Raw genomic sequence first — 24,068 nt, 5'->3', positions numbered from 1 at the left:
ATCCCGGCCGGTACGGCGGATGCGCTCCGACGCCGGCGGCAATCCATGCGCCCACGCGCCATCACCGGCAGCACCATCATCAACAGGCCGGTAAGCGATTCGGTATGTGGCTGCACAAAAACAATCAGCACCAGCGCAATCAGCGTGGCGAGCAGCGCGCCGCCGATCCTCAGCAGCGTCTTCTGCATTGTGGCACCCAGCCCCGGCTGGGCGACAATCACGCAGCTCAGCATGATGGTATGAATGCCCTGCCAGTCGGCAGCGGTATAAAAGACGTAGCAGATGAGCGTGGCGAGCAGAGTTTTCAGCGCAAAATGCAGGTATGCCGGGTTGCTCCACGCATCCGGCAGCAGCAGGGGGGCTTTTTCCGCTTCTCCGGCGGGCATGGGTACCGCTTCGCCACGGGCGAGGGCGTTCAGCCATTCGGCCATCTCATGCAGGATCACGTCGCTTCGGGTATCGCCCGCAAGGTGAAGCGGCTGGACATCAGGCAGCCTGCCGTCGTCCAGCTGATCCGCCAGCGCGTTCAGCGCAGAGGCAACCTGCTGCGCCTGCTGCGGATGCAGAGGGGCCCCGGGTTCCAGCAACGCGGCAAGGTGATAACAGCGGATGGCGGTGGCCATCAGCGAGCGCCACTTCTCCGGCGCGCCTGAGATCTCCGGGCTTGAGAAGCTGGCGAGCTTCAGCAAGGTTTGCAACTGAGTGAACTGTTCGGCAATGTCTTTAAGACTGGGTCTTGGGTGCGCGGCATCCGGCGTGGTCAGCAGTCCCGCCACCTGGCGGAACATCGCCGCCAGTCGTGATTTGAACTGATTACCGGGAAAGGCCTGCTGAAAACAGGCGTTCACCAGCAGCGTCACCACGATGGCGCAGTTGATGGCAACCCACAGCCACAGCAGCAGGCGCACCAGGATCTCGCTCTGGCTGGTCATAGACGGGAAGGTTTGTGCGTAGATAACCGCCAGCGCCACCACGAAGAACGCCAGCCCCAGTTTGCCCAGTACCCGCATCAGATAGATGGCGCCGAAGAACAGCAGCACCGAGGCAACCAGGCGGATCAGCGGGAAATCATAGGTCCACTTGATGATAAGCAGGACGCCGCCGAGGGCAACGCTCACAGTGACAAAAAACACGATGCTGACCAGCTTTATCATCATCACGTTCGGCTGGCTGACGTAGAACACCACAATCAGCGCAACGGCGAGAAAGGGGATTTGCAGCGTCATGAACAGCGTTATCAGCACCGCACAGCTCAGGGTCAGGCGCAGGGTGTAGTTACCCCGACCCGGCATGTTCCGTAGCTCATCGCGCAAAAACGACCAAAAGTTCTGCATGCCGTGACCTTACTCGGGTTGCAGCACGGCGCTGGCGGAAGCTCCCATCCGGAACAGCTCCGGGTCAGGATCTTTCACCGCAATTTTGACCGGGAAGCGCTGTGACACATGCACCCAGTTGATGCTCTTCTGGATAACCGGCATCCCTTCGAACACGCTGCCGCCTTCGGGCAGCACGCCAGCCCCAATTGAATCCACCACGCCTTCAAACGCGCGGGAGTGATTGGTCATCACCGTCACCCGGGCAGGGGTTCCGGCGCGAATGTTGTTGAGATCGGTTTCGCGGAAGTTCGCAATCACGTACCAGTGGTCGTCGTTAATCAGCGTAAACACCGGCTTGAGCACCGATGTGTACTGGCCGACGGTGGTTTTCAGCGCCACCACGATGCCGTTAAATGGCGCACGAACTTCAGTATGTTCAAGATTCAGCTCCGCCAGCGCTATCTGGGCGACGATCCCGGCGCGCTGGGCGACCATCGCGTCAACGCCGGTGACGGCAGCCGCGGCCTGGCTTGCCTGCAGCTCGGTGGCGGCCAGTTCGGCGCGGGCCGCTTTTTCTGCGGTGACGGCCTGGTCAAGGCTCTCCTGAGAGGCAAAGCCCTGCGGCACCAGCGGCTGAAGACGAATACGTGACGAGGTGGTTTGTTTCACCAGCGCTTTGGCGCGCTCCACCGCCGCCGCTACCGATTCGGCATTATATTGCTGGGCTTTAATGGTGCGGTTGGTCAGCATAATTTGTGCGTCCAGCGCCGCGAGGCGGGATTTGGCGTCGTCGAGCATCGCCTGATACGAGCGCGAATCAATGCGGAACAGCAGCTCGCCTTTCTTCACGCGCTGGTTGTCGCGCACCGGCATCTCTTCAATGCGCCCGCTGACCTCCGGAACGACGTCGATGCTGTCGGCATAGACGTAGGCATCGTTGGTTTCCGGCGAGGTCTGAAGCTGCCATATCACCAGGATTAACGCCACGATCGCGGCAACAACAATGACCAGCAGAGGCCATTTTTTCCGTACTATGCTTGGGCTGGATGGTGTCATAGGAGTGTCATTCAAAAGAGTAAGAACCACAGGATCGTGGCGAATAAAAACATCAGGGCCAGGTAGCTCACTACCAGCGGCGAGAAGCGCGGTTGCCAGCCCTTACGGACAATCAGTATATGGCACGGGATCAGTAAAAAGGCGGCGGCCAGCAGGCAGAAAAACCAGCTGGGGAATGCGGCACCTAAGACCGGGATCGCCGGAGAGAGTGAACAGCCAGAGAGAATAAACAGGGGTAATACCGCAGCCGTGCGGCTTAGCAGTGTAATACGATTCAAAGGAATTTACCTGAGTGCGCGTGCTTGTTTTGACAAGAGTTTAGTCGTCATTTCAGGGAATTAAAAGCAAGCGGCGGCTCTCAATCCCACCGTTATACTCTCGTTTACCTTTCAGCGGGCGTCGCGCTTTAGTCAGCGGTTGCAGACGGTTTATTCGGATCCGCCAGCCCCTGTAGCCAGCTGATAAACGCATCTATCTTCGGCCACTGCCGGCCTGGCAGGGTCGAAATGTAGTAGTACTGGTGGCACTTGAGCGTCAGCTCGCCGAAGGGCGCCACCAGTTCTCCGCTGTTGAGACGTTTTTGCACCAACCGTTGACGACCCATCGCCACCCCGACGTGATTAATCGCGGCAATCACCGCTAAATCTGAACGATCGAAGCCGATGCCTGCCGATTGTGGCAGCGATATCCCCGCATGCTGGGCCCAGCTCCCCCACTCGTCGGTACCGGAGTCGTGGCTCCAGGCCTGCCGGTCATGCAGCAGCGTGCAGTGGCGGAGGTTGTCCGGGTGGCGCAGCAGTTCGTATCGGTTGGCATACTGCGGGCTGCAAACCGGCAGAATAGCCTCATCCATCAAAAAATGGTGGGTCAGATGCGATGAGGGGGTATCGTCAAAATAGAGCGCCAGATCGATACCGCTGCGCTGTAAATTGACATCATCGTTTCCGGTGAGCATGGTCAGCGATATTGCCGGATAGCGGCGGGTAAAATCGCCCAGCGCGGGCACCAGCCAGCACTGGGCGATGGACGGACGACAGTAAAGCGTCAGCGTGCCGGACAGCTCCTGGTTTTTGATATCCAGCACCTCCTGGTTCAGCGCATCCAGCGAGGCCTTCACCGCCCAGAACACCCGCTTGCCCTCTCGCGTAAGCTCCACTTTACGGTGCGAGCGCAAAAAGAGCTGTATCCCCAGCTCGTCTTCCAGTTGATTGATGCGGTGGCTGACGGCGCTTGGGGTTAACGACAGTTCATCCGCCGCCAGCGCAAAAGATTCATGCCGCGCGGCGACCTCGAAGGTGTAGAGCTTCGACAGCTGCCAGCCGTTCAGCAGGCGGTTTCTGACATCACTGGCAACATCCATAACGCGCTCCACGGCAGTTTATTTCACGGTGATTGTAAAAAAGTTGGGCCAAATACGCAGCAAAAAGATGAAAAATATTGAGGCAAAGCAAAAACAGACCGTGGTTTTAGAGCTGTATCACCTTTTTGATTCAATCTAATTCATCTGAATGGCGAATTTCATCGTTTGTCAGCTGACGTCGTTTTTCTGTCCAATAGGGGCTGACTACACACAGGCAAGGTGGGATATGGAATCGCAAATTTGGGTTGTGAGCACTCTGCTTATCAGCATCGTGTTGATTGTATTGACCATTGTAAAACTAAAACTACATCCGTTTCTGGCACTGCTGCTGGCGAGCTTCTTCGTTGGTGCCATGATGGGCATGAGCCCGATTGCGATGGTAAACGCCATCGAGGAGGGGATCGGCGGCACGCTGGGCTTCCTCGCGGCGGTGATCGGCCTTGGAACGATTCTGGGCAAAATGATGGAAGTGTCCGGCGCGGCGGAGCGCATCGGCCTGACGCTGCAGCGCTGCCGTTGGCTGTCGGCTGACGTCATCATGGTGCTGGTGGGACTCATCTGCGGTATTACGCTGTTCGTCGAAGTGGGCGTGGTGCTGCTGATCCCGCTGGCGTTTTCTATCGCCAAAAAGACCAATACCTCGCTCCTGAAACTGGCTATTCCGCTGTGCACCGCGCTGATGGCCGTTCACTGCGTGGTGCCGCCACACCCGGCGGCGCTGTATGTTACCAACAAACTCGGCGCGGACATCGGCACCGTTATCGTCTACGGTCTGCTGGTCGGCCTGCTGGCGTCACTGGTGGGCGGGCCGCTGTATCTGAAGCTGCTCGGCAACCGCCTGCCGTTTAAAACGGTCCCTGCCGAGTTTGCTAACCTTGAAGTGCGCGAGGAGTCTTCGCTGCCAACGCTTGGCGCGACGCTGTTCACCGTCCTGCTGCCTATCGGCCTGATGCTGGTGAAAACCGTCGCCGAGCTGAACATGGCGAAAAGCGGCTCGCTGTATATGCTGCTGCAGTTCATCGGCAACCCGATCACCGCGATGTTTATCGCCGTCTTCGTGGCCTACTACATTCTGGGCCTGCGGCAGAAAATGGGCATGAGCATCCTGCTGAAGCATACCGAGAACGGTTTTGGCGCTATCGCCAACATCCTGCTGATCATCGGCGCAGGCGGCGCGTTCAACGCCATTCTCAAGGGCAGTGGCCTCGCGGATACGCTGGCGGTGATTTTGTCCGGTATGCATATGCACCCGATCCTGCTCGCCTGGCTGGTGGCACTTATCCTGCACGCGGCGGTGGGATCTGCCACCGTCGCCATGATGGGCGCGACGGCGATTGTCGCACCGATGCTACCGCTGTATCCGAACGTCAGCCCGGAGATCATTACCATTGCCATCGGTTCTGGCGCCATTGGCTGCACTATCGTGACGGATTCCCTGTTCTGGCTGGTGAAGCAATATTGCGGGGCAACCCTCAATGAGACCTTTAAGTACTATACGACGGCAACCTTTATTGCCTCGATACTGGCACTGGCCGCCACATTCCTGCTTTCTTTCATCATCTGAGCGCAAAGAGACGTATTATGAATAACGCTGAAATGACTACCTTGTTGACTAATTTTCCTCTGGTAGAGGATCTGATAGCCCTGAAGGAGACCACCTGGATTAACCCTCGCGCTACCACGCTTGCTGAAGGGTTACCCGCAGTCGGGTTAACCGACGCGGATGTCCAGGATGCGCATGCCCGGCTGGAGCGCTTTGCCCCGTACCTGGCGCAGGCGTTCCCGGAAACCGCAGTAACAAACGGTATTATCGAATCTGAACTGGTGGCTATTCCGGCCATGCAGCGCAGGCTGGAAAAAGAGTATGGCACCCCACTTGGCGGTACGTTGCTGCTGAAAAAAGACAGCCATCTGCCGATCTCCGGCTCCATCAAAGCCCGTGGCGGTATTTATGAAGTGCTGGCGCATGCCGAAAAGCTGGCGCTGGCGGCCGGCGTTTTGTCACTGGACGACGACTACAGCAAGCTGCTGGCACCGCAGTACCGTGACTTCTTTGGTCAGTACAGCATCGCGGTCGGCTCCACGGGCAACCTTGGCCTTTCCATCGGCATCATGAGCGCCCGCATCGGCTTTAAGGTGACGGTGCATATGTCGGCTGACGCCCGCGAATGGAAAAAGGCCAAATTGCGCAGCCACGGCGTGACGGTGGTGGAGTATGAGGAGGATTATGGCGTCGCGGTTGAGCAGGGGCGCAAAGCGGCCGAGTCTGACCCGAACTGTTTCTTTATCGATGACGAAAACTCCCGCACGCTGTTCCTCGGCTACGCGGTGGCCGGCCAGCGCCTGAAGGCGCAGTTTGCCCAACAGGGCCGCGTGGTGGACCGTGAGCATCCGCTGTTTGTTTACCTGCCGTGCGGTGTTGGCGGTGGCCCTGGCGGCGTGGCCTTTGGCCTGAAGCTGGCGTTTGGCGATGATGTACATTGCCTGTTTGCCGAGCCGACGCACTCGCCGTGCATGCTGCTGGGCGTCTATACCGGGCTGCATGACGGTATTTCGGTTCAGGAGTTAGGCATTGATAACCAGACGGCGGCGGATGGTCTGGCGGTGGGACGCGCTTCCGGGTTCGTCGGCCGGGCGATGGAGAAACTGCTCGACGGTTTCTACACCCTGGACGATCAGACGATGTACGACATGCTGGGCTGGCTGGCGCAGGAAGAGGGCATCCGCCTGGAGCCTTCAGCACTGGCCGGGATGGCTGGTCCGCAGAGGGCAGGCGTAGAGCTCGCCGGGGCACATGCCTCTCAGGCGACGCATCTGGTCTGGGCCACCGGCGGCGGCATGGTGCCTGAAGACGAAATGGCGCGCTATCTGTCGCGCGGACGCTAAATCGATTGCTGGTCTGGATGGCATCAGCTCCGGTCTGAGCTGATGCCATTAAATCCCATCTAACGGCAGCAGACGGTTATAGCGACCGATATAGTCTTTCGGCGTTATTTCCAGCTCTGCGCCACATTCGTGGGTGGCGACAAAATTGCGAAACACCATCCCGCTCTGGCGCTCACTGATTTCCCAGCCCTGCTCAGAGTAAGCGTCTTCAGTGGAACGAATACAGAGATCCGTAAAGATAGCCATCACGGATAATGCAGGGGAGGTGTGGCTCTTCAGGGTATGACGCAGGCTGACGTGTGCGGCATAGCGGCTTAGCGTATGAATATTGACGGGAAGCTTGTCCATTTTCAATCCATTGAAAGAGAATGCCGCGGATGATAATTCACATTGGCGCATCTTACCAGTTACAAGTAATTAAACTATTGGCAACCTTTCTGTCCATGAGCATAAAAAAAGCCGCTGACGCGGCTTTTTCTGACGGTGGGTGAAATTATTCACTCACTTTTTGTTCCAGCGATTTTGCGCCTTCTTTGGTTTTATCCCAGGCTTTTGCGCTACCTTCTTTGGTCTTATCCCAGCCTTTTTCAGTTCCGGCTTTGGTTTTATCCCACGCTTTTTCGCTGCCTGCTTTGGTTTTATTCCAGCCTTTTTCTGCACCTTCTTTGGTGGCATCCCACCCTTTTTCGGTGCCTTCTTTGGTCTTATTCCAGGCCTTCTGCGAACCTTCGCTAACCTGGCTGCTCAGGCTGTCGCTTTTACCTTCCGCGGCATGTTTGGATTTAAGTTTCAGCTCCTCACCCTGATTTTGCGTCTGGTGCAATTTCTCTTTCGCCGTATTGGCGCCCGCATTCGCCGCGGCAACCGTATCATCGGTCGCATGGGTGGTGGTGGCGGCAAATACCGGAGAAGCCATCAGCAGTGCAGACAGTGCAATCATTGTTGTTTTCATAATATCCCTCTTCAAACGTTATGAGTGTCACGAGCTGAATTCAGAGTGACATAGCCAGATATTCATGGCTTTAGGAAAAAACTGTAAAACCGAATTTCCCTGGTCAGCCAATATCCCCCAAAATTAATAGGTAACATTAATTGTCACCGTATCGGAATAACTGTCCGGGGTGTAGTTGGCGCTGGGGACGGTACCATAAACGGTATACGCTACCGTTGAACCGGTACCGGTGCCGGCCACCGTGTTTTGCGCCGTGTTGCCCCATACTGTACCCGACGGGCCCGCTGTTGAGCTGAGCTGGTAGGGGACGGTATCGGTATTGCTGCCGGTTCCCTTCATCGCCCCACTGCCAGCGGTATTGCTGTTGGAAGGGACCAGCCCGATGGTGTAGGGCGTATTACTGGTGCAGGCAACGCCGAGGGTATTAAACGACGTGATGTTGCTCTGGCTGGCGGTAACGCTGCCGAAGCTGACGTTATTGGCATAGCTGACGTTGCACTGTTTGACGACCGTCGCCGTGACGTTGAACGGGAAGGTTGCGGCGACGGTGGTGCCGCAGGTGGTGGGCGGGGCCAGCAGCCCGACGTTCAGGGTGACAAGCGCGGTAGAGGCGGTATAGCTGTCCTGGAAGGCGCCAGGCACCGGAGCGCTTTGCGGCGTCGGGACCTGGGCATAGACGGTTAAACTTCCGGTGACCGGCGTCAGGTTCAGCAGCGTCAGCTGCACCATGGGGAAGGTGGTGCCGGTCTGGTACTGGCTTCCCCAGACCACGGTATTCCCCGCGTTCTGATACAGCTGATAGTTTAGGGTGCTGGCTGGTGGCCCGGCGGAGGACATGGTTCGCGTGGCAATCGCACCGCTTACCCCCGAGTTACCGATGTTAAAACACAGGTTGATACCCGCCAGCACGTCGCCAAGCTCTTTGGCGCAGGAGTAGTTAAAGGTCATTGAGGTGGTCGGCCCGGTGGTCGCGAGCGGGTTCACCGCGGCAAAATTGACCGGCGAGACGTTGCTCAGCGAACAGGTCACCGCATGGCTGATGCCCGGTGAGAGCAGCAGGGCTGCCAGTAATAACCACAGTTTTAACCTCACGCATTTACTCCTGTCATAAAAAGGGCCGTTTACTGGCACACCAGTGGGCCAATACGGGCGATGTCTTTGGTTTTTTCCGGGAAATCGAACGTTACGCTGCAGGTACCCGTTTCGGTAGCGACCTGCAGCCTGTTATGGGTTTCCAGCGTGTCAAAATAGGCCATCCCGTCGAAGCCCACTTCTGAGGATTGCCGCGCGCCGCTGCTTAAGGTGGCGGTACTGCCCTGCGGGATAACCCGGCCACGACCGTCGACCAGAATGACCAGCGCCGCGCGCACCGGAGTGATGCCAAAGTTTATCAGCGCGCCGGAGCGATCCGCCGGGGTGGCGTTCGCCGTTACCCGCGAGATGCGCGTGTTGGCGGGTAAATCCATCGGATCGATGCTGATTTCATTCTTTTGATAGCTGTTGAGCTGGGTCACCAGCAGCAGCCCCTGTGAATCGCTGACGCCGACCTGGTTGTTTTGCAGTTTGATAGGCACGCCCGGAATACCGTCCGTGGAAACCACCGCAAAGCCGTTGTTGATCTGGCGGGCGGCGAACAGCCCACCGCCCATCATCACCACCGACCCCGTCGCGCCCGCATAGCCATACTGGTTATCCGGCACGCTGTTAAAGCCGGTATAGACTTTGCCGTAACGCCCCAGATAGCCCACTTCGCCCTGGCCGCTCTGATCGGAGCCCTGCTGGCTGGCGGCAACGTTCCAGCCTAAACCGCCCTCCGACGGCGGGGTACGGCTGGCGTTGAACTGATACCCCATTTCATCGTTGGTGCGCTGGATGGTGCTGCTGGCGCTAATGTTGTCGCGGGTGGTCACCGTCAGCATCAGATAGATGCTGCTGTCGCGGCTGTCGTCGACGTTCTGGTTGAAGCTGGCGTTGATAAAGACGTTATCGGTGACGGCTTTGAACCAGCTGGCGTTGACGTAGCGCACGGCGGATTCCTGCGGATAGCGGAACTGCAGATAGCTGAGGCTGAGGTTGCCGGCGTTACCGAAGTTGTAACCCACGACGGTGCTGCTGCTGAGCGCGGGCGGTGGTTGGCCGTAGTGGGTAGCAACGTCATGATAATCACCGGAGGTGCCGACGGTATTGGTGCTGAAGTTGAACTTCTCTCCGCTCCAGCGGTAGCCAATGCCGTACTGAAAGCCGTTTTCTCCGGCATCGGTGCTCATGGCAAACGAGGTGGAGAGGGTGCCGCTCTGGCCGCCGGGGATCCAGTCGCTGCCGACCCCGCCGTTCACCAGGCTGTCGCTGGTTTCGGCGTGAGCGCTGGTGGTGAGCGAATTGCTGATACCGCGCCGCCAGGTGGCGCTCAGCGCCGGTGAGCTGGCGTAATCAAACGACGAATAACCGTAGTTTTCCCGCACGACGCCAAGCTCTGTCGACCACGAGGTTAACCCTTCGCGCAGCAGCTGCTGATCGTTATAAAACGAAAAACTCTGCATCGTCGTTCTGCCGAGGGCATCGGTCATCATCACCTGAGCGTTTCCTGCACCGCTGATATTCGGCATGGTGTTTATCTGGAAGCTGCCTGCCGGGACTTCGCCGGTGTACGACTTCACTCCGTTGACGTACAGCTCAACGCTTGAGGGCAGCGTGGCGGAGCCAAGAAACGCCGGGAGCGGGGTGGTAGGCATGTACGGTCTGAGGCTGAAATCAGTGCCGATTTGGATCCCGGCGATGCGCGTCGGACGCGACCACGACAGCGAGCTGGTCAGGGTATCACCGAGGGTGAGCGCCAGCATTTTATCGGGAAACGACGAGCGCCAGCTGGTGTCGAGGCGGCTGAACTGATTGTTGGCATCCTTCTCCGTGGAGTACTGGCTGAGCTGTGTGGTGCTCAGCACCCCCGCGGAGTTAAAGGCGCGCAGTTCGCTGAAGGTGTTCACGCTGCTCTCTTTGCCCTGCTGGGTGTAGAGATCGTAATTGAGCAGCGCCCCGCGCGAGGTGTTGACCTCGGGGCTTGCCTCGTTGAGCGCGTTGATTTGCGTGGTGGCGAGATCCAGCGTGTCGAGCGGAGCCGTCAGCGCCAGCGTCTGCTGCTGCGCATTGTAGTCAACCTTAAGCTGCGGAAAGGCGTTAAGGCTGACCGGTTTTGTCGTTCCTTCCGGCACGCGGAATCCCAGCTGGCGCAGGGTGTTCGCGCTGCCGTAGAGCTTGCCATCGGCGTAGCCCAGGTGAACCAGCCCTACTGGATTTCCATTCAGAGTAACGTCAAGGTATAAATCGCTACCAACCAGCGGCGTGGTATCACTGATGACCACATTCTGTGGCGTGTTATTACCGATACCCTGCGCCGCTGCCATTCCCGATATGAAGACTCCATTGAGCAAAAAAAATTTCACCAGACAATATGGCCATTCAGAGATTTTGTACTGTTTTTTGACCATTAATCATTACTTCAACTTTCCCACCGCGCTGTGCATCACCGGCTGATACCGGGATTATCCAGCGCATCGTTGAACCCGGGAGAACGTACCCCAGCAGTCCTGGCGAAATGACCTTCCGCGCCCCGTTGGCCTGCACAAAGGTGGCCTGGGCAAGCTGCGCATGACTGTTTCCCTGATTATTCACTTCAACAAATGCTTTTCCGTCAGCCGCGACCAGCCTCCACTGCAGCCTGGGGGCGGCGTTGGCCACGCCGGCTGGCTGTATAAAGACCGGGACGGAGTAGCGCATCACGAACTGGATCTGATTCTTTTCACGTTTAGCCGGAGGGAGTTCGTCGATAGAAAGGCGCCAGGCATCTTCGACGTTGGGGTTTGCAGGGCCGGTGCGGATAACGCGCACGAGCTGTTTTTCACCTGGCGCCAGCGCCAGCATCGGCGGACTGATCGCCAGGCCCTGGGCATTATCAAGCCTGTCGCTGTTGCCGCTTTGCGTCCAGCGCCAGACCCGCACCTGGGCGTTGAGCGGTGCGCCGCCTTCGTTACTGAGCCAGATCCCGTCGGCGTTTTGCGTTCCCTGTAAGGTCAGGCTGACCGGAGCTATCTGCAGACCGCCTGCCAGCGCGGGGCTGGCGGTACAGACGATGGCTGACAGGCACGCCAGAGCGTATTGCCAGAATACTCGCAATGATACTTTCATCCCTTTTCCCGGCGTCAGTAGTTAACGTTGACGGTCACCGTATCGGCGTAGCTGTCAGGGGTGAAATCGGCGTTGGCTACCGTGGCATACACGGTGATAGTCTGCGCCAGCCCTGTGCCAGTCCCCGCGACCCCGTTACCCACGGCGGAGGTGGTCGCCGTGTTCCCCCAGACCGGGCCGGTGGCGGAGGTCTGGTTCAGCTGGTAAGGGATTTTATCGGTGTTGGTCACCGGGTTCGTACTGGAGGCCATGGTCCCGGCGCCAAGGGTATTCGCGTTTGAAGGCGCCAGGCCGATAAAATAAGGTGTCGTTTTGGAACAGTTAACCGAAATGGTGTTGTTACCACTGGTACTTCCGGCATTGGCGTTGACCGAGCCGAGGTTAATATTGGAGCCGGAGCCCGCCGTTACGGTGCAGGATTTCAGGACTGTAATCAGTACCTGGAATGTTCCGTTCGCTACCGCGGCATTGGCCGATGGAATAAAAGCCGCAGCCATGCAGGAAAGCATTAAACGAGCGCGAATGACTGGTTTCATATCCTTAACCTTTCTCAAAATAAACGCTATTTTTAGGCGTGAAATAAGTTAGCTTTTTTACAGGTGATTACCTGATCTAACCCTAGGATAAGCTTCAATATTACGCCAGTTTGTTTTAAGTGAATTCGGGTTAATTAGCGAGTAGCAGAAAGTGCCTGGAAGGCGAGAATATATTTGTGATGTAGGTGCGGTTTAAAAATAGTAAGCCGTGGTTAAATGTTGCAGCGTTCGTGCGGTGGAGTTGTTTGTCGATATATAATATATTGCACTATTTAATGCAAATTTAAGCTTGCCAAATAGTATTTGTGAAAAAATATCTGACACCAGGATAATTCCTGCTAATGACGCTTCCCTTTAGCTGGAAGAGTATGTTTAAATTTAAATTGAATGTAAGGAAACGTAAGTTTCAATATCGTGTTTTAAATTAACAGGGACAGGGATGAAAGGTTTATATCCGGTAGCAGCAATATGTCTGTTACTTAGTCAGTCATTGTTTGCCGCACCGCTATCACCCGCCGATCGCGACAGTATTGAACAACAGCAGCAACAGTTACTGCGCCAGAACCAGCTGCAGCGTGACTCGCTGGAGCGCGTCACCCCGCTCCCGGGTGTCTCCCGTCCGGGAGAGCCGGCTCCGGTGAAAGGTCCCTGTTTTACGATTCATACCATCGTCCTGGACGGTGCCACGCTGATGACGTCTCGTCAGCAGCAAAAATTACTCGCCCCCTGGCAGAATCAATGCCTCGATATGGCACGTATCACCCAGCTCACCAATGAGATTTCTGACTGGTACATCAGCCGGGGTTATATCACCAGCCGCGCGTTTATCACCGAGCAGGATCTGGGCTCCGGAGAGCTGCATCTGGTGGTGCTGGAAGGGCGTCTGCAGGCCATCCGTATGGAGAGCGCCAGCCCCCGTGAACTGGCGATGACCTTCCCGGGCCTGGAAGGAAAAATCCTGAACCTGCGCGATATAGAGCAGGGGATGGAGCAGATTAACCGCGTACGGACGACACCCGTGCAGATTGAAATTCTGCCCGGGGATAAGCAGGGTTGGTCAATTGTTCATCTCACCGCCACGCCGGAGTTTCCACTCAGTGCCGCCGTGGGCTTCGACAATAGCGGGCAAAAAAGCACCGGCGTCGGGCAGATTAACGGTTCACTTACCGGCAACAATTTACTCGGGCTGGCGGATCGCTGGTTTGTCAGCGGCGGGCGCAGCAGCGATTTTTCGACGTCGAAAGATGCACAGAACTTTGCCGCAGGCGTCAGCGTACCGTATGGCTACACGCTGTTTGATTACAGCTACAGCTGGAACAACTATCTCAGCACCATTGATAACCGCGGCTATCTCTGGCGCTCCAGCGGCGATACGCAAACGCACCGCGCCTCGGTGTCGCAGGTGTTGTTCCGCAACGGAGATATCAAAACCGGCATTTCGCTCGGCCTGAATCGCCGCACCAGCCAGAACTGGCTTGATGACGTCAAGCTGCAGAGCAGCAGCCGCACGATAACCAGCCTGCTGTTTGGACTCAACCACACGCAAAAAGTAGCCGGTGGCGTGGCGACCTTCAACCCAACCTTCTCGCGCGGTATGCCGTGGATGGGGGCGGAGGAAGACGGCAATAAGTCCGGTGATTTGCCCAAAGCCCAGTTCCGCAAATGGAGCCTTAACGCCAGTTACCAGAAACCGCTGGCGGATTCCCTGTGGTGGCTGACCAGCGTTTACGGGCAGTGGTCGCCCGACAGACTGTACGGCAGCGAACGCATGACTATCGGGGGCGAAAGCTCGGTGCGTGGCTTTAAAGAACAAACCATCTCTGGTGACAACGGCGGCTACTGGCGTAACGAGCTGAACTACGTGCTGTTCACTCTGCCGGTGGTAGGCCAGGTGAGCGCCCTGGCGGCGGTGGACGGCGGCTGGCTGCACGCTGACCGATTGGATCCTAACGCGGCTGGTACGCTGTGGGGGGCCGCCGCCGGGCTGACCACCGCCAACCGTTGGGTTTCCACACAGTTTACGCTCGGCGTGCCGCTGGCGTACCCGGACTGGCTGGGGCCAGACCATATCAGCATTTATTACCGCGTGGCCGTGGCGTTTTAAGGATGAAAGAAATGGAACACACCCCCGTTAGCCTGACTCGTCGTCTGCTGAGCTATCTCATCAGCGCACTGCTTGCCGGTCAGCCGCTGCTGCCGGCCATCGGTGACGCGTTAACCCCGCAGGGGCCAACCGGCGTGGACAGCGCGGCCAACGGCGTGCCGGTGGTGAATATCGCCACGCCTAACGGGGCGGGAGTCTCCCATAACCAGTTCCAGGACTATAACGTCGGAAAAGAAGGGATCATCCTCAACAACGCCACCGACAAGCTCAATCAGACCCAGCTTGGCGGGATCATTACCGGCAACCCCAATCTCAGACCAGGGCAGGAAGCGCAGGCCATCATCAACGAAGTGACCGGCGGCAACCGCTCGCAGCTGCAGGGGATGACGGAAGTGGCGGGGAAAGCGGCAAACGTGATGGTCGCGAACCCCTACGGCATAACCTGCAATGGCTGCGGATTTATCAACACACCGAACGCTACTTTGACGACCGGTAAACCGGTGTTTGATGCCAACGGCAACCTGCAGGCGCTGGATGTCAGAAAAGGCACAATCACCATCGAAGGCAAAGGGATTGATGCCAGCGGCAGCGACTCGCTGTCGATAATCTCCCGGGCCACGGAAATTAACGCCCAAATGCACGCTAAAGATCTGCGGGTGGTGGCCGGGGCGAACCGCGTTGGCGCAGACGGCAGCGTTCAGGCGCAGCAGGGTGAAGGTAATGCGCCGACGGTGGCGGTCGATACCGGCGCGCTCGGCGGCATGTACGCCAACCGGATCCGTCTGGTGTCGAGCGAGAAAGGCGTCGGGGTTAACCTTGGCAATCTTAATGCGCGTCAGGGGGATATCACCCTTGATGCCAGCGGCAAGCTCAGCGTGCACCAGAGCCTTGCCAGCGGCGCTATTACGGCGAAAGGGCAGGAGGTTGCGCTTTCTGGCGATCATAAAGCGGGCGGCAATATCGCGGTTGCAAGCCAAAGCGGCATTGCCCTGAACGGTAGCCAGCTGGTCAGTGATAACAACCTGCAGCTCAGCGCGGAAGGTAAGCTTGAGCAAAACGGCGGCAAACTGACGGCGGGGCAGAACATTGATCTTAGCGCGAGCCATCTCAGCCAGCAGGGCGCGGCAGATGCTGGCGGAAATATCTCACTGACCGGCCGTGAGAGTGTGAACACCCGGGGCAATATCACCGCAGGAAAAGCGCTGAGCGTGGTGGGTAGTACGCTGCAAAACAGCGGGCAGCTCAGTGCAGGTGATGATGTCCGGATAAAAGGTGACAGCGTCAGCAACCACGGCGTGATGCAGGGTAAGTCGCTGGATATTGCTGCGGCGGGGAACGTTGAACTCAACGGGCAGGTCAATGCGGCGCAGGCGCTGACGGTCAAAGGCCAGCAGATTACCAGCGGATCCGACGCACAGATCCAGAGTGGGCAGGATCTGACGCTAACGGCACAGACCGCGACGCTTAACGGCACGCACGCGGCGAAGAACAATTTTAGCGTCACCGCGAATACGCTCAGCCACAACGGCAAAGCAAATGCCCGGACTATCACGCTCAGCGCACCGGACGACCTCAGCAATAACGGCACGCTGGTGGCGGACAACCTCAGTCTTACCAGCCAGCACGTCAGCAACGGTGGCCTGATGCAGGGCAACGCCGCGCTGGATCTACACACCGCTAAGCTCGATAACCTTGCCGGCGGTTCACTTTACAGCGTGGCCGCATTAACGCTGGATATCCCGGCGCTCACCAACCATGGGCTCATCACCACCGATGGTGATCTACAGCTTAACGGTAGCGCGCTGGTTAACGGCGGAGAAATTAACGGCGTCAATCTACGCAGCGAATACGCGACGGTGAACAATGAGGCCACGGGTCGCCTGCTGGCGGATAACGCCTTAACGATGAACGGCCAGCGCACCGATAACGCCGGGCTGATGGCCGCTGATTCACTCGCCCTGAACAGCGCGGAAGTGAACAACGGCGGTAAGGTGCTCGCCGTTGGCGAATTAAAATTGCATAACCAGACGCTCGACAATGGTGGTTTGCTGCAGGGTAACACGCTGAACATTCAGGCGAACGAGTGGCAAAACGGCGGCAATGCGCTGGGCGAGGCCGGGGTAACGGCAGCAATCCGCGACGGATTCACTAATCAGGGCAACGTTCTCAGCCAACAGGCGATGACGGTTCACGCCGGTAACATCGATAACCGCGGAATGCTGGCGGCGAAGGTGCTTGCGCTGCATGGCTCCCTACGCAGCAGCGGGATCCTGCAGGGCGATCAGGCGCTCACCTGGGAGGGGAATCACTTTAGCAACCTCGCCGGTGGGCAGATGACGGGCGGCGAGAGCCTGCAGCTTCGCGGCACCCGTATTGAGAACGACGGTAAGCTGGAAGGTCAGTCGGCGGTGATGTCGGCGGACAGCCTGCGCAATGGCGGCACCCTGCAGGCACAGGATAGCCTGAAGCTGACAACAACTGGTCGGCTGGATAATCAGGGGGAACTGCTCAGCCAGAACCTGTTTGAGCTCTCTGCCGCACAGCTGTTTAACGACAACACCGTGGCGGCGAAGTCCCTTACGCTCACGACCCCGACGCTGACCAACAACGGCACCGTGCAGGGGAATTCGACATTACAACTCACCACCCGCCAGTTGCTGAACGGTCAACAGGGCCAGGTAGTCAGCGGCTCGGGGCTGGATTTACGCCTCGATAGCCTGGAAAACCACGGCGTCGTGCTGGCGGACCACGGTTTTACCCTGAACGCTGGAACGCTGACGAACAGCGGCGATATTCAGGCCGACAGCCTCAGGCTGGAGGTGAGTGAGGCGCTGCATAACCAGGGCAATCTGCTGGCGAAACAGGCCGCGCAGGTGAAGGCGCAAACCCTGGAGAACGGCGGTACGCTGGCCGGACAGACCGTCAGCGTGGAAGGTCAATCCCTGAGTAACCGCGGGCTGGTGCAGGGTAAAGACAGCAACGTGGTGAAAGTGGAGACGCTGAACAGCGATGCCACTGGTCGATGGTTAGCCGGTAATGCGCTGACGATAGACGCCGGGACGGTGGGGAACGCCGGTGTGATGCAGGGGAATACGGTTGCCCTGAACGCCAGCTCGCTGAACAACAGCGGTGTGCTTAATGGCTTGCAGGGGCTGGAAGGCAACGTTGCCGGACTGCTGAGCAACCAGGGGACGCTGCAGAGCGGTGGTGCCGTTGCGCTGACCGCTGGCACCGTTTCCAGCTCAGGACGTATTGCAGGCGATACACTCACTCTGACCGCTGCGACCTTAACCAACGACGGTCTGTGGCAGGGAACGCAGGGTCTGACGCTCTTTGGCGATACCCTCACCACCGGAGCCACATCCCGGACGCTGAGCGGCGGCGCGTTGACCATCAATGCGGGCAATATCACCACGCAGGGAACCCAGCAGGGACAAAAGGTGGCGGTCACGGCGGATGACTGGCAGCACCAGGGATCGCTGGTAAGCCAGGGGGAACTGACGGCGGATGTCGGTCACAACCTCACCACCCCGGGTGAGATGATGAGCCAGGGCGCGACATCGCTGACCGCGCAGCAGCTGGATAACAGCGGAAAAATCCTCAGCGAAGGCGATGTGACCCTCGACGGCACGCAGCTGACCAACAGCGGCAGCGTGCAGGGGAAAAGCCTGACGGCGTACCAGGACCGTATTCACAATCAGGGCACGCTTATCGGCCAGCAGGGTCTGACGCTGGAAGGCAAAACACGGCTGATGGCGCGCATGGCGATGGCCTCGCCGCAGCGTGAACTGATCAACGCCGCAGGCGGTTCACTGCTGACGCAGGGCGCGCTGAAGGTCACCTCTGGTGAGGTGAACAACGCCGGTGCGTGGCAGGGGCAGTCGATTCTGCTCAATGCACAATCGCTCGCTAACAGCGGGGCGATACAGAGCGCCGACCTGCTACAGCTTACTCTTGCGAAGCAGTTAACCTCCGCAAGCGGGAGCAAAATCACCGCACTTGGCAACGCCACGCTGCAGGCGCTTTCCCTCACCAACAACGGACAATGGGCGGCGAAAAACCTGACGCTGAAGGGGGAGAGCCTGGACAACGCTGGAGCGGTGAGCGGGGTCAATGGCCTGACGCTGGCGATGAGCGGCGCCGTGCACCAGCAGAAAGCGGGCAGTATGCTGACCGCCGGGGCGTTGAGCCTGAATACGGCCTCGGTAGTGAACGAGGGCAACATTCAGGGGACGACGCTTGGGATCACCTCCGGATTGCTGACCAACTCAGGGCGACTGCAGGGGGATAATGGCGCCACGCTTTCGCTGAGCGATACGTTGACCAATAACGCCGGCGGAGAGATTGTCAGCCACTGGGGACTGAACGTCACCACGCCGACGATGCTGAACTACGGGCTCATTCAGGGCGGCGCAGAGACCCGCCTTAACGCGACGACCCGGGCGCTTAACGAAGGTAAAGTGCTATCGGGCGCGGCGCTGACGCTAACCACACCGCAGTATTCCGGCGCAGGCTGGCTGCAGGCCACTCAGCTCGTTCTCAATGCCACTACTGCAACGAATAGCGGCAACTGGCTGGCCGACAGCGCAACGCTGACCGGCAATACTTTTACCAACCAGGGGATCACGCAGGCGGGCCAGCTGTCGGTTAATTACGCGCAGTTGAGCAATAACGGCACGCTGCTGGGCAAGACGCAGCTTGCGGTTAACGCCGACCAGGTCAACCAGAACGCGGCAGGTAAGCTGTTCAGCGGCGGTAATTTATCTTTGCAGAGCAAGGGGCTGAATGCGCTCGGACAGGTGGTTGCGCTGGGCGATCTGACCCTGAAGCTGGCCAATGCCTTTAGCGCGAACAGCACGCTTGCTGCCGGTAAAACGCTTTCCGTGACCAGCGATGGTGACATTGATAACCGCAGCGTTATGCAGGGGCAAGCCGTTAATCTGACCGCAGGGGGTCAACTCAGCAACAACGGACAAATCACCACCGGCAGCGGCGCGAGCACGCTCAGCGGCAGCAGCGTGGCGCTGAATACTGGCGGCACGTTGCAGGGCGGTGGTGACGTCACGATAGGCAGCCGCGGCAATATCACCGTGGATGGCTTTACCGGTACCCGCGGTACGCTCACGCTTAACTCACCGGGTGCCATCGTCAATACGGCGCTGATGTATGCGGCGAATAACCTGGCGCTGTATGCCAACAGCATCACCAACCAGCATGGCGACATCCTCGCCGGTAACAGCCTCTGGATGCAGAAGGATGCGGCGGGCAATGCCAACGCTGAAGTGATTAACACCTCCGGCACTATCGAGACGCAGAACGGTGATATTTATATCAATACCGCCCGGCTGCTGAACACCCGCGATGGGCTGAAAGTATCTACTACTTCGCAAGAGTTTATGCCCGCTGACCAGGCGCAACTGAACGTCAGCTTTGCCTCAATGGGCAAAGAGAATCTTGGGGTGACATCTGATACGCTGTGTTCCGGCGGGGTGAATACGCACTGCACAACCTCATACTGGCTGGTGCCGACCTTCAAATCTGACGAGAAAAAGGTGCTGATCAGCGAGCAGGAAACCGCAGTGAGTGCAAACGGTGGTGCTGCCCGTATTGCTGCTGGCGGTAATCTCACGGCGAATGCCGACACGCTGAACAATGAATCCAGCTTCCTGCTGGCTAACGGTAATATCACCCTGCGCGGTCAGTCGCTGAATAACGCCTCTGCCGAAACCGGTAAACAGTCGGTCTGGCAGAAATTTACCTGGTCCTGTGCTCCGCGCTGTGAAACTAAATACGATCCTTTCCCGGCATTGACATCCGTGGAGAACTGGCTGAAGGGGAGGAAGCGCGATCCGGACTCCGGCATTAAATATACCTTGTCTGATACCTGGACCGAGTACACCCCGGATGGACAGCAGTACCGCTCGGTTATCCAGGCCGGTGGTAATGTAACGGCGTCTTTTGCCAGCGACATCAGCAATACCACTACCTCTGCGAACAGTGGTCGCATCAGCAACACTCTCGTGGCACCAACGCTGAACAGCCTCAGCAACCAGACCATCGGCGATGGCGTGCAAAAACAGGCGCTGGAAGGACGTGACTCAGTCAGCGTGGGTACTCCGCAGTGGAACGACAGGCTGCAGAATGCCTTGCAGCAGATCAACGGCGGCGGCGCGCTGGACGGCGGCAGCGTACCAGACGCCGCGCTGAATACCCTTTCCGGTGTGCAGAAAGGCAATGCCAGCCTCGGGACACTGAACGGCCCGGTTAATCCGGGTTCGAATGGCGTAAACGTTGCCGGACAAAACCACGGTAAAACGGTGGATACCAGCGCGTATCCGCTGCCTTCCGGTCAGAACGGTTACTTTGTGGTGTCTGACGATCCGAAAAGTCCTTACCTTATCAACCTCAACCCGAAACTTAACGGCCTTGGTGAGCTTGATCCTAACCTGTTTGCCGACCTGAATGCGCTGCTGGGGATTAAGCCCGACGCCATGCCGCGGGAAACCAACAGCGCTTATACCGATCAGAAACAGTTCCTGGGATCGGCCTATATGCTTGGTCGTCTTAACCTGAACCCGGATCGTGACTATCGTTTCCTCGGCGATGCGGCGTTTGATACCCGCTACGTCAGCAACGCTATGCTGAACCAGACGGGAAGCCGTTATCTCAAGGGGATTGGCTCAGAGCTCGATCAAATGCGTTATCTGATGGATAACGCCGCCAGCGCGCAGCAGTCGCTGGGACTGACGTTTGGCGTCTCGCTGACGGCGGATCAGATAGCGGCGCTTGATAAGAGCATGCTGTGGTGGGAAGCCGCGACCGTTAACGGTGAGCAGGTGATGATACCGAAGCTGTATCTGTCGGCGAAGGATGTCACCGTAAACCACGGGAGCGTTATCTCCGGGGATAACGTCCAGCTGGCGGGCGGCAATATCACCAACGCCGGCAGCGCGATACTGGCGAATAAGAACCTGACGCTCGACGGGCAGAACAGTATCAACAACCTTGATAACAGCCTGATGCAGGCCGGGGGTAATCTCGACCTGAGCGCCATCGGCGATATCAACAACATCAGTTCGACCATCAGCGGGAAAACGGTGGCGCTGGAAAGCCTCGACGGCAGCATCAATAACCTGACGCTGGCGGAACAGCTGGATATCAACGCGCAGGACAAATACCGCCAGGTGGTGATTAAAGACACGCTGCTGGGTACAACGGCATCGATAACCGCCCAGGACGGGCTGTCGATGCTGGCGGGCAAAGATATTACCGCCACCGGGGCGAAGATAGCGGCGGGGGGCTCTCTGCTGATGAACGCCTGGGGAGACATTGCGCTGAATGCCAACCAGCTTAACGAGGCGCAGGGCCGTTCCGGGCGCGGGTTAACCGGCACCAGCAGCGGTAGCGTGAGCTGGCAGGGCAACGATATCAGCGCGGGCGGTAATCTTGGTATTAAAGCGGGCCACGATCTCAACGTGACCGCCAGCGACCTGAGCGCCGGGAAAAGCGCCCAGCTGGTGGCGGGGAACGATCTCAACCTTAACGCGGCGGAAACCAGCCAGAACAACCGACGCGGTAGCAGCGAAACGCACCAGAGCGGTGTCGATCGTGCCACCGTCAGTGCGGGCGAAAACGTCGTCCTGGCGGCGGGCCGGGATCTGACCAGCCAGGCGGCGGGAATTGCGGCTGAGGACAATGTGGCGATGCAGGCCGGACGCGATGTTAATCTGCTGGCCCAGGAGACGGCCAGCGGCAGCAGCACCCGCGAAAGTAAGAAAACGGTGATTGATGAATCGGTGCGCCAGCAGGGAACGGAAGTTGCCAGCGGCGGTAATACGACCATCGTTGCCGGGCGGGATCTGAACGCGCAGGCCGCGCAGGTCACGGCGCAGGGTGATATTACCGCCGCCGCCGGTCGCGATGTCAATCTGACCACGGCGACGGAAAGCGATTATCACTACAAAGAAGAGACAAAGACCAAAAAAGGGTTCCTCAGCAAGAAAACAACCCATACCATTGAGGAAGATAGCGCCACTCGCGAGGCGGGTACGCTGCTCAGCGGTAACAACGTGCGGGTACAGGCCGGTAACGATCTGCTGGTGAAAGGATCTTCGGTGGTCGGTGACGATGCCGTGAATCTGCATGCGGGTAACAACGTGGATATCGTTGCGGCCACCAATACTGATTCGAGCTGGCGCTTCAAAGAAGAGAAAAAAAGCGGCCTGATGGGCACCGGAGGCATTGGTTTCACCATCGGCAGCAGTAAATCAACGCACGACCTGCGTGAAGCAGGAACAACCCAGAGTCAGAGCTTCAGTACCGTGGGCTCGACGGGCGGTAGCGTGGCCATTTCCGCCGGTAAGCAGGCGCATATTGGCGGCGCGGACCTGGTTGCGCAGAAAGATCTCAGCCTCTCCGGCGACAGCGTGATCATTGAACCGGGTCACGACAAGCGTACCCGCGACGAAACCTTTGAGCAGAAGAAGAGTGGTCTGACGGTTGCGCTCTCCGGCACGGTGGGTAGCGCCATTAATAACGCGGTGACCAGCGCACAGGAGACGAAGGAGACCAGTGACGGTCGTCTCAGGGCGTTGCAGGCGACCAAAACGGCGCTGTCAGGCGTTCAGGCCGGGCAGGCTGCGGCTGTGGCTTCGGCTACCGGCGATCCGAATGCGATGGGCGTAAGTCTGTCGCTCACCACCCAGAAATCCAAAACGCAGCAGCATGCCGAGAGTGATGCGGTATCAGGCAGTACGCTGAATGCCGGGAATAAACTCGCCATTGTGGCGAACGGAAAGCAGGACGGGGCGAACAGCGGCGATATTGTCATTGCCGGAAGCCAGCTGAAGGCGGGTGGTGACACCCTGCTGAGTGCGAAGAATGACATTCTGCTGAGCGGTGCAGCCAATACCCAGCAGTCCAGCGGTAAAAACAGCAGCAGCGGCGGTGGGGTTGGGGTGAGCATCGGCGCCGGCGGCGGCGGTGCCGGTATCAGCGTCTTTGCCAACGTCAATGCGGCGAACGGTAAAGACAAAGGAAACGGCACCGACTGGACCGAAACCACGCTCGACAGCGGCAAAAGCCTGACCATCAACAGCGGCCGCGACACGGTACTGAACGGTGCGCAGGTCAGCGCAGACAAGATAACAGCGGATATCGGTCGCGACCTGCTGATAAGCAGCCAGCAGGATAACAACAACTACGACAGCAAGCAGACCAGCGTGGCGGCGGGCGGTAGCTTCACCTTCGGTTCGATGAGTGGCTCAGGCTATATCTCTGCCTCCCAGGACAAGATGAAGAGCCGCTTTGACTCGGTGGCCGAGCAGAGCGGGCTGTTTGCCGGTAACGGCGGGTTTGATATCACGGTGGGCAACCACACCCAGCTGGATGGGGCCGTGATTGCCTCCACGGCGACGGCAGATAAAAACAGCCTGGATACCGGTACGCTGGGCTTCAGCGATATTCATAACGAAGCGGATTTCAAAACCCAGCACTCGGGCATCAGCCTCAGCGGCGGCGGGGCTTTTGGCGGCGACCAGTTTAAAGGCAACATGCCGGGCGGAATGATTTCGGCCGCAGGCAACAGTGGCCATGCGGAGGGCACGACGCAGGCGGCGGTGGCGGATGGCACCATCACTGTCCGCAATAAGGATAAACAGCAGCAGGACGTGGCGAA

Annotated in this window: 13 protein-coding genes and 1 pseudogene; 4 read left to right on the top strand and 10 right to left on the bottom strand. The window is 58.3% G+C overall.

Going from position 1 to position 24,068, the window contains the following annotated elements; all coding sequences use genetic code 11:
* The 4 genes and pseudogenes from GYRE_RS10575 to dsdC form a co-directional block, all read right to left on the bottom strand.
* Positions 1-1,334: pseudogene (locus tag GYRE_RS10575) on the bottom strand (FUSC family protein); the annotation flags it as partial.
* Positions 1,335-1,343: 9 nt separating this feature from the next.
* On the bottom strand, positions 1,344-2,372 hold the full coding sequence (mdtN, locus tag GYRE_RS10570) for a multidrug transporter subunit MdtN (protein WP_006817354.1): 1,029 nt from the start codon (positions 2,370-2,372) through the stop codon (positions 1,344-1,346).
* Positions 2,373-2,383: 11 nt separating this feature from the next.
* Positions 2,384-2,650, bottom strand: coding sequence for a YtcA family lipoprotein (locus GYRE_RS10565; protein WP_006817355.1), 267 nt, complete (start codon positions 2,648-2,650; stop codon positions 2,384-2,386).
* A 128-nt stretch (positions 2,651-2,778) separates the two neighbouring features.
* Entirely contained in the window at positions 2,779-3,732 is a 954-nt protein-coding gene (gene dsdC / locus GYRE_RS10560) for a DNA-binding transcriptional regulator DsdC (protein WP_038255148.1), read from the bottom strand.
* A gap of 226 nt (positions 3,733-3,958) precedes the next feature.
* Here dsdC and dsdX point away from each other — a divergent pair, with 226 nt between their 5' ends.
* Together dsdX and dsdA are read left to right on the top strand one after the other, a co-directional pair.
* Positions 3,959-5,296: a D-serine transporter DsdX gene (gene dsdX, locus GYRE_RS10555; RefSeq protein WP_038255145.1), complete on the top strand. Its 1,338-nt coding sequence runs from the start codon at positions 3,959-3,961 to the stop codon at positions 5,294-5,296.
* A 17-nt stretch (positions 5,297-5,313) separates the two neighbouring features.
* Positions 5,314-6,618, top strand: coding sequence for a D-serine ammonia-lyase (gene dsdA / locus GYRE_RS10550; RefSeq protein WP_038255143.1), 1,305 nt, complete (start codon positions 5,314-5,316; stop codon positions 6,616-6,618).
* A 48-nt stretch (positions 6,619-6,666) separates the two neighbouring features.
* Here dsdA and GYRE_RS10545 read toward each other — a convergent pair whose 3' ends face one another.
* From GYRE_RS10545 to GYRE_RS10520, 6 genes are all read right to left on the bottom strand, one after another.
* Positions 6,667-6,966: a hypothetical protein gene (locus tag GYRE_RS10545; RefSeq protein WP_006817361.1), complete on the bottom strand. Its 300-nt coding sequence runs from the start codon at positions 6,964-6,966 to the stop codon at positions 6,667-6,669.
* A 145-nt stretch (positions 6,967-7,111) separates the two neighbouring features.
* The gene (locus GYRE_RS10540) at positions 7,112-7,570 is read right to left on the bottom strand and encodes a hypothetical protein (RefSeq protein WP_006817362.1); all 459 of its coding nucleotides are present in this window, start codon (positions 7,568-7,570) and stop codon (positions 7,112-7,114) included.
* A 123-nt stretch (positions 7,571-7,693) separates the two neighbouring features.
* Positions 7,694-8,662, bottom strand: a complete 969-nt coding sequence (locus tag GYRE_RS10535; protein WP_038255141.1) for a Csu type fimbrial protein — start codon at positions 8,660-8,662, stop codon at positions 7,694-7,696.
* A 29-nt stretch (positions 8,663-8,691) separates the two neighbouring features.
* Positions 8,692-10,971: a fimbria/pilus outer membrane usher protein gene (locus tag GYRE_RS10530; RefSeq protein WP_038255139.1), complete on the bottom strand. Its 2,280-nt coding sequence runs from the start codon at positions 10,969-10,971 to the stop codon at positions 8,692-8,694.
* Positions 10,972-11,026: 55 nt separating this feature from the next.
* Positions 11,027-11,752 (bottom strand): fimbrial biogenesis chaperone, encoded by a 726-nt coding sequence (locus GYRE_RS10525; protein WP_006817365.1) that lies wholly within the window; start codon positions 11,750-11,752, stop codon positions 11,027-11,029.
* A gap of 14 nt (positions 11,753-11,766) precedes the next feature.
* Positions 11,767-12,288 (bottom strand): Csu type fimbrial protein, encoded by a 522-nt coding sequence (locus tag GYRE_RS10520; RefSeq protein ID WP_038255137.1) that lies wholly within the window; start codon positions 12,286-12,288, stop codon positions 11,767-11,769.
* A gap of 439 nt (positions 12,289-12,727) precedes the next feature.
* Here GYRE_RS10520 and GYRE_RS10515 point away from each other — a divergent pair, with 439 nt between their 5' ends.
* Positions 12,728-14,392 carry a ShlB/FhaC/HecB family hemolysin secretion/activation protein gene (locus GYRE_RS10515; RefSeq protein ID WP_006817368.1) on the top strand — a complete coding sequence of 555 codons (1,665 nt, stop codon included), beginning with the start codon at positions 12,728-12,730 and terminating at the stop codon, positions 14,390-14,392.
* Between the two features lie 2 nt (positions 14,393-14,394).
* A partial coding sequence (locus GYRE_RS10510) for a hemagglutinin repeat-containing protein (RefSeq protein WP_051860947.1) occupies positions 14,395-24,068 on the top strand: 9,674 nt, incomplete at its 3' end.

Origin of the sequence: Yokenella regensburgei ATCC 49455 (assembly GCF_000735455.1) — a bacterium.
Lineage (GTDB): Bacteria > Pseudomonadota > Gammaproteobacteria > Enterobacterales > Enterobacteriaceae > Yokenella > Yokenella regensburgei.
This window is presented reverse-complemented; position numbering and strand designations above follow the sequence as displayed.

Coding starts and splice junctions, on each gene's coding strand:
- mdtN (WP_006817354.1), bottom strand. CDS start 2,372: ATGACACCATCCAGCCCAAGCATAGTACGGAAAAAATGGCCTCTGCTG.
- dsdC (WP_038255148.1), bottom strand. CDS start 3,732: ATGGATGTTGCCAGTGATGTCAGAAACCGCCTGCTGAACGGCTGGCAG.
- dsdX (WP_038255145.1), top strand. CDS start 3,959: ATGGAATCGCAAATTTGGGTTGTGAGCACTCTGCTTATCAGCATCGTG.
- dsdA (WP_038255143.1), top strand. CDS start 5,314: ATGAATAACGCTGAAATGACTACCTTGTTGACTAATTTTCCTCTGGTA.
- GYRE_RS10545 (WP_006817361.1), bottom strand. CDS start 6,966: ATGGACAAGCTTCCCGTCAATATTCATACGCTAAGCCGCTATGCCGCA.
- GYRE_RS10540 (WP_006817362.1), bottom strand. CDS start 7,570: ATGAAAACAACAATGATTGCACTGTCTGCACTGCTGATGGCTTCTCCG.
- GYRE_RS10530 (WP_038255139.1), bottom strand. CDS start 10,971: ATGGCAGCGGCGCAGGGTATCGGTAATAACACGCCACAGAATGTGGTC.
- GYRE_RS10525 (WP_006817365.1), bottom strand. CDS start 11,752: ATGAAAGTATCATTGCGAGTATTCTGGCAATACGCTCTGGCGTGCCTG.
- GYRE_RS10520 (WP_038255137.1), bottom strand. CDS start 12,288: ATGAAACCAGTCATTCGCGCTCGTTTAATGCTTTCCTGCATGGCTGCG.
- GYRE_RS10515 (WP_006817368.1), top strand. CDS start 12,728: ATGAAAGGTTTATATCCGGTAGCAGCAATATGTCTGTTACTTAGTCAG.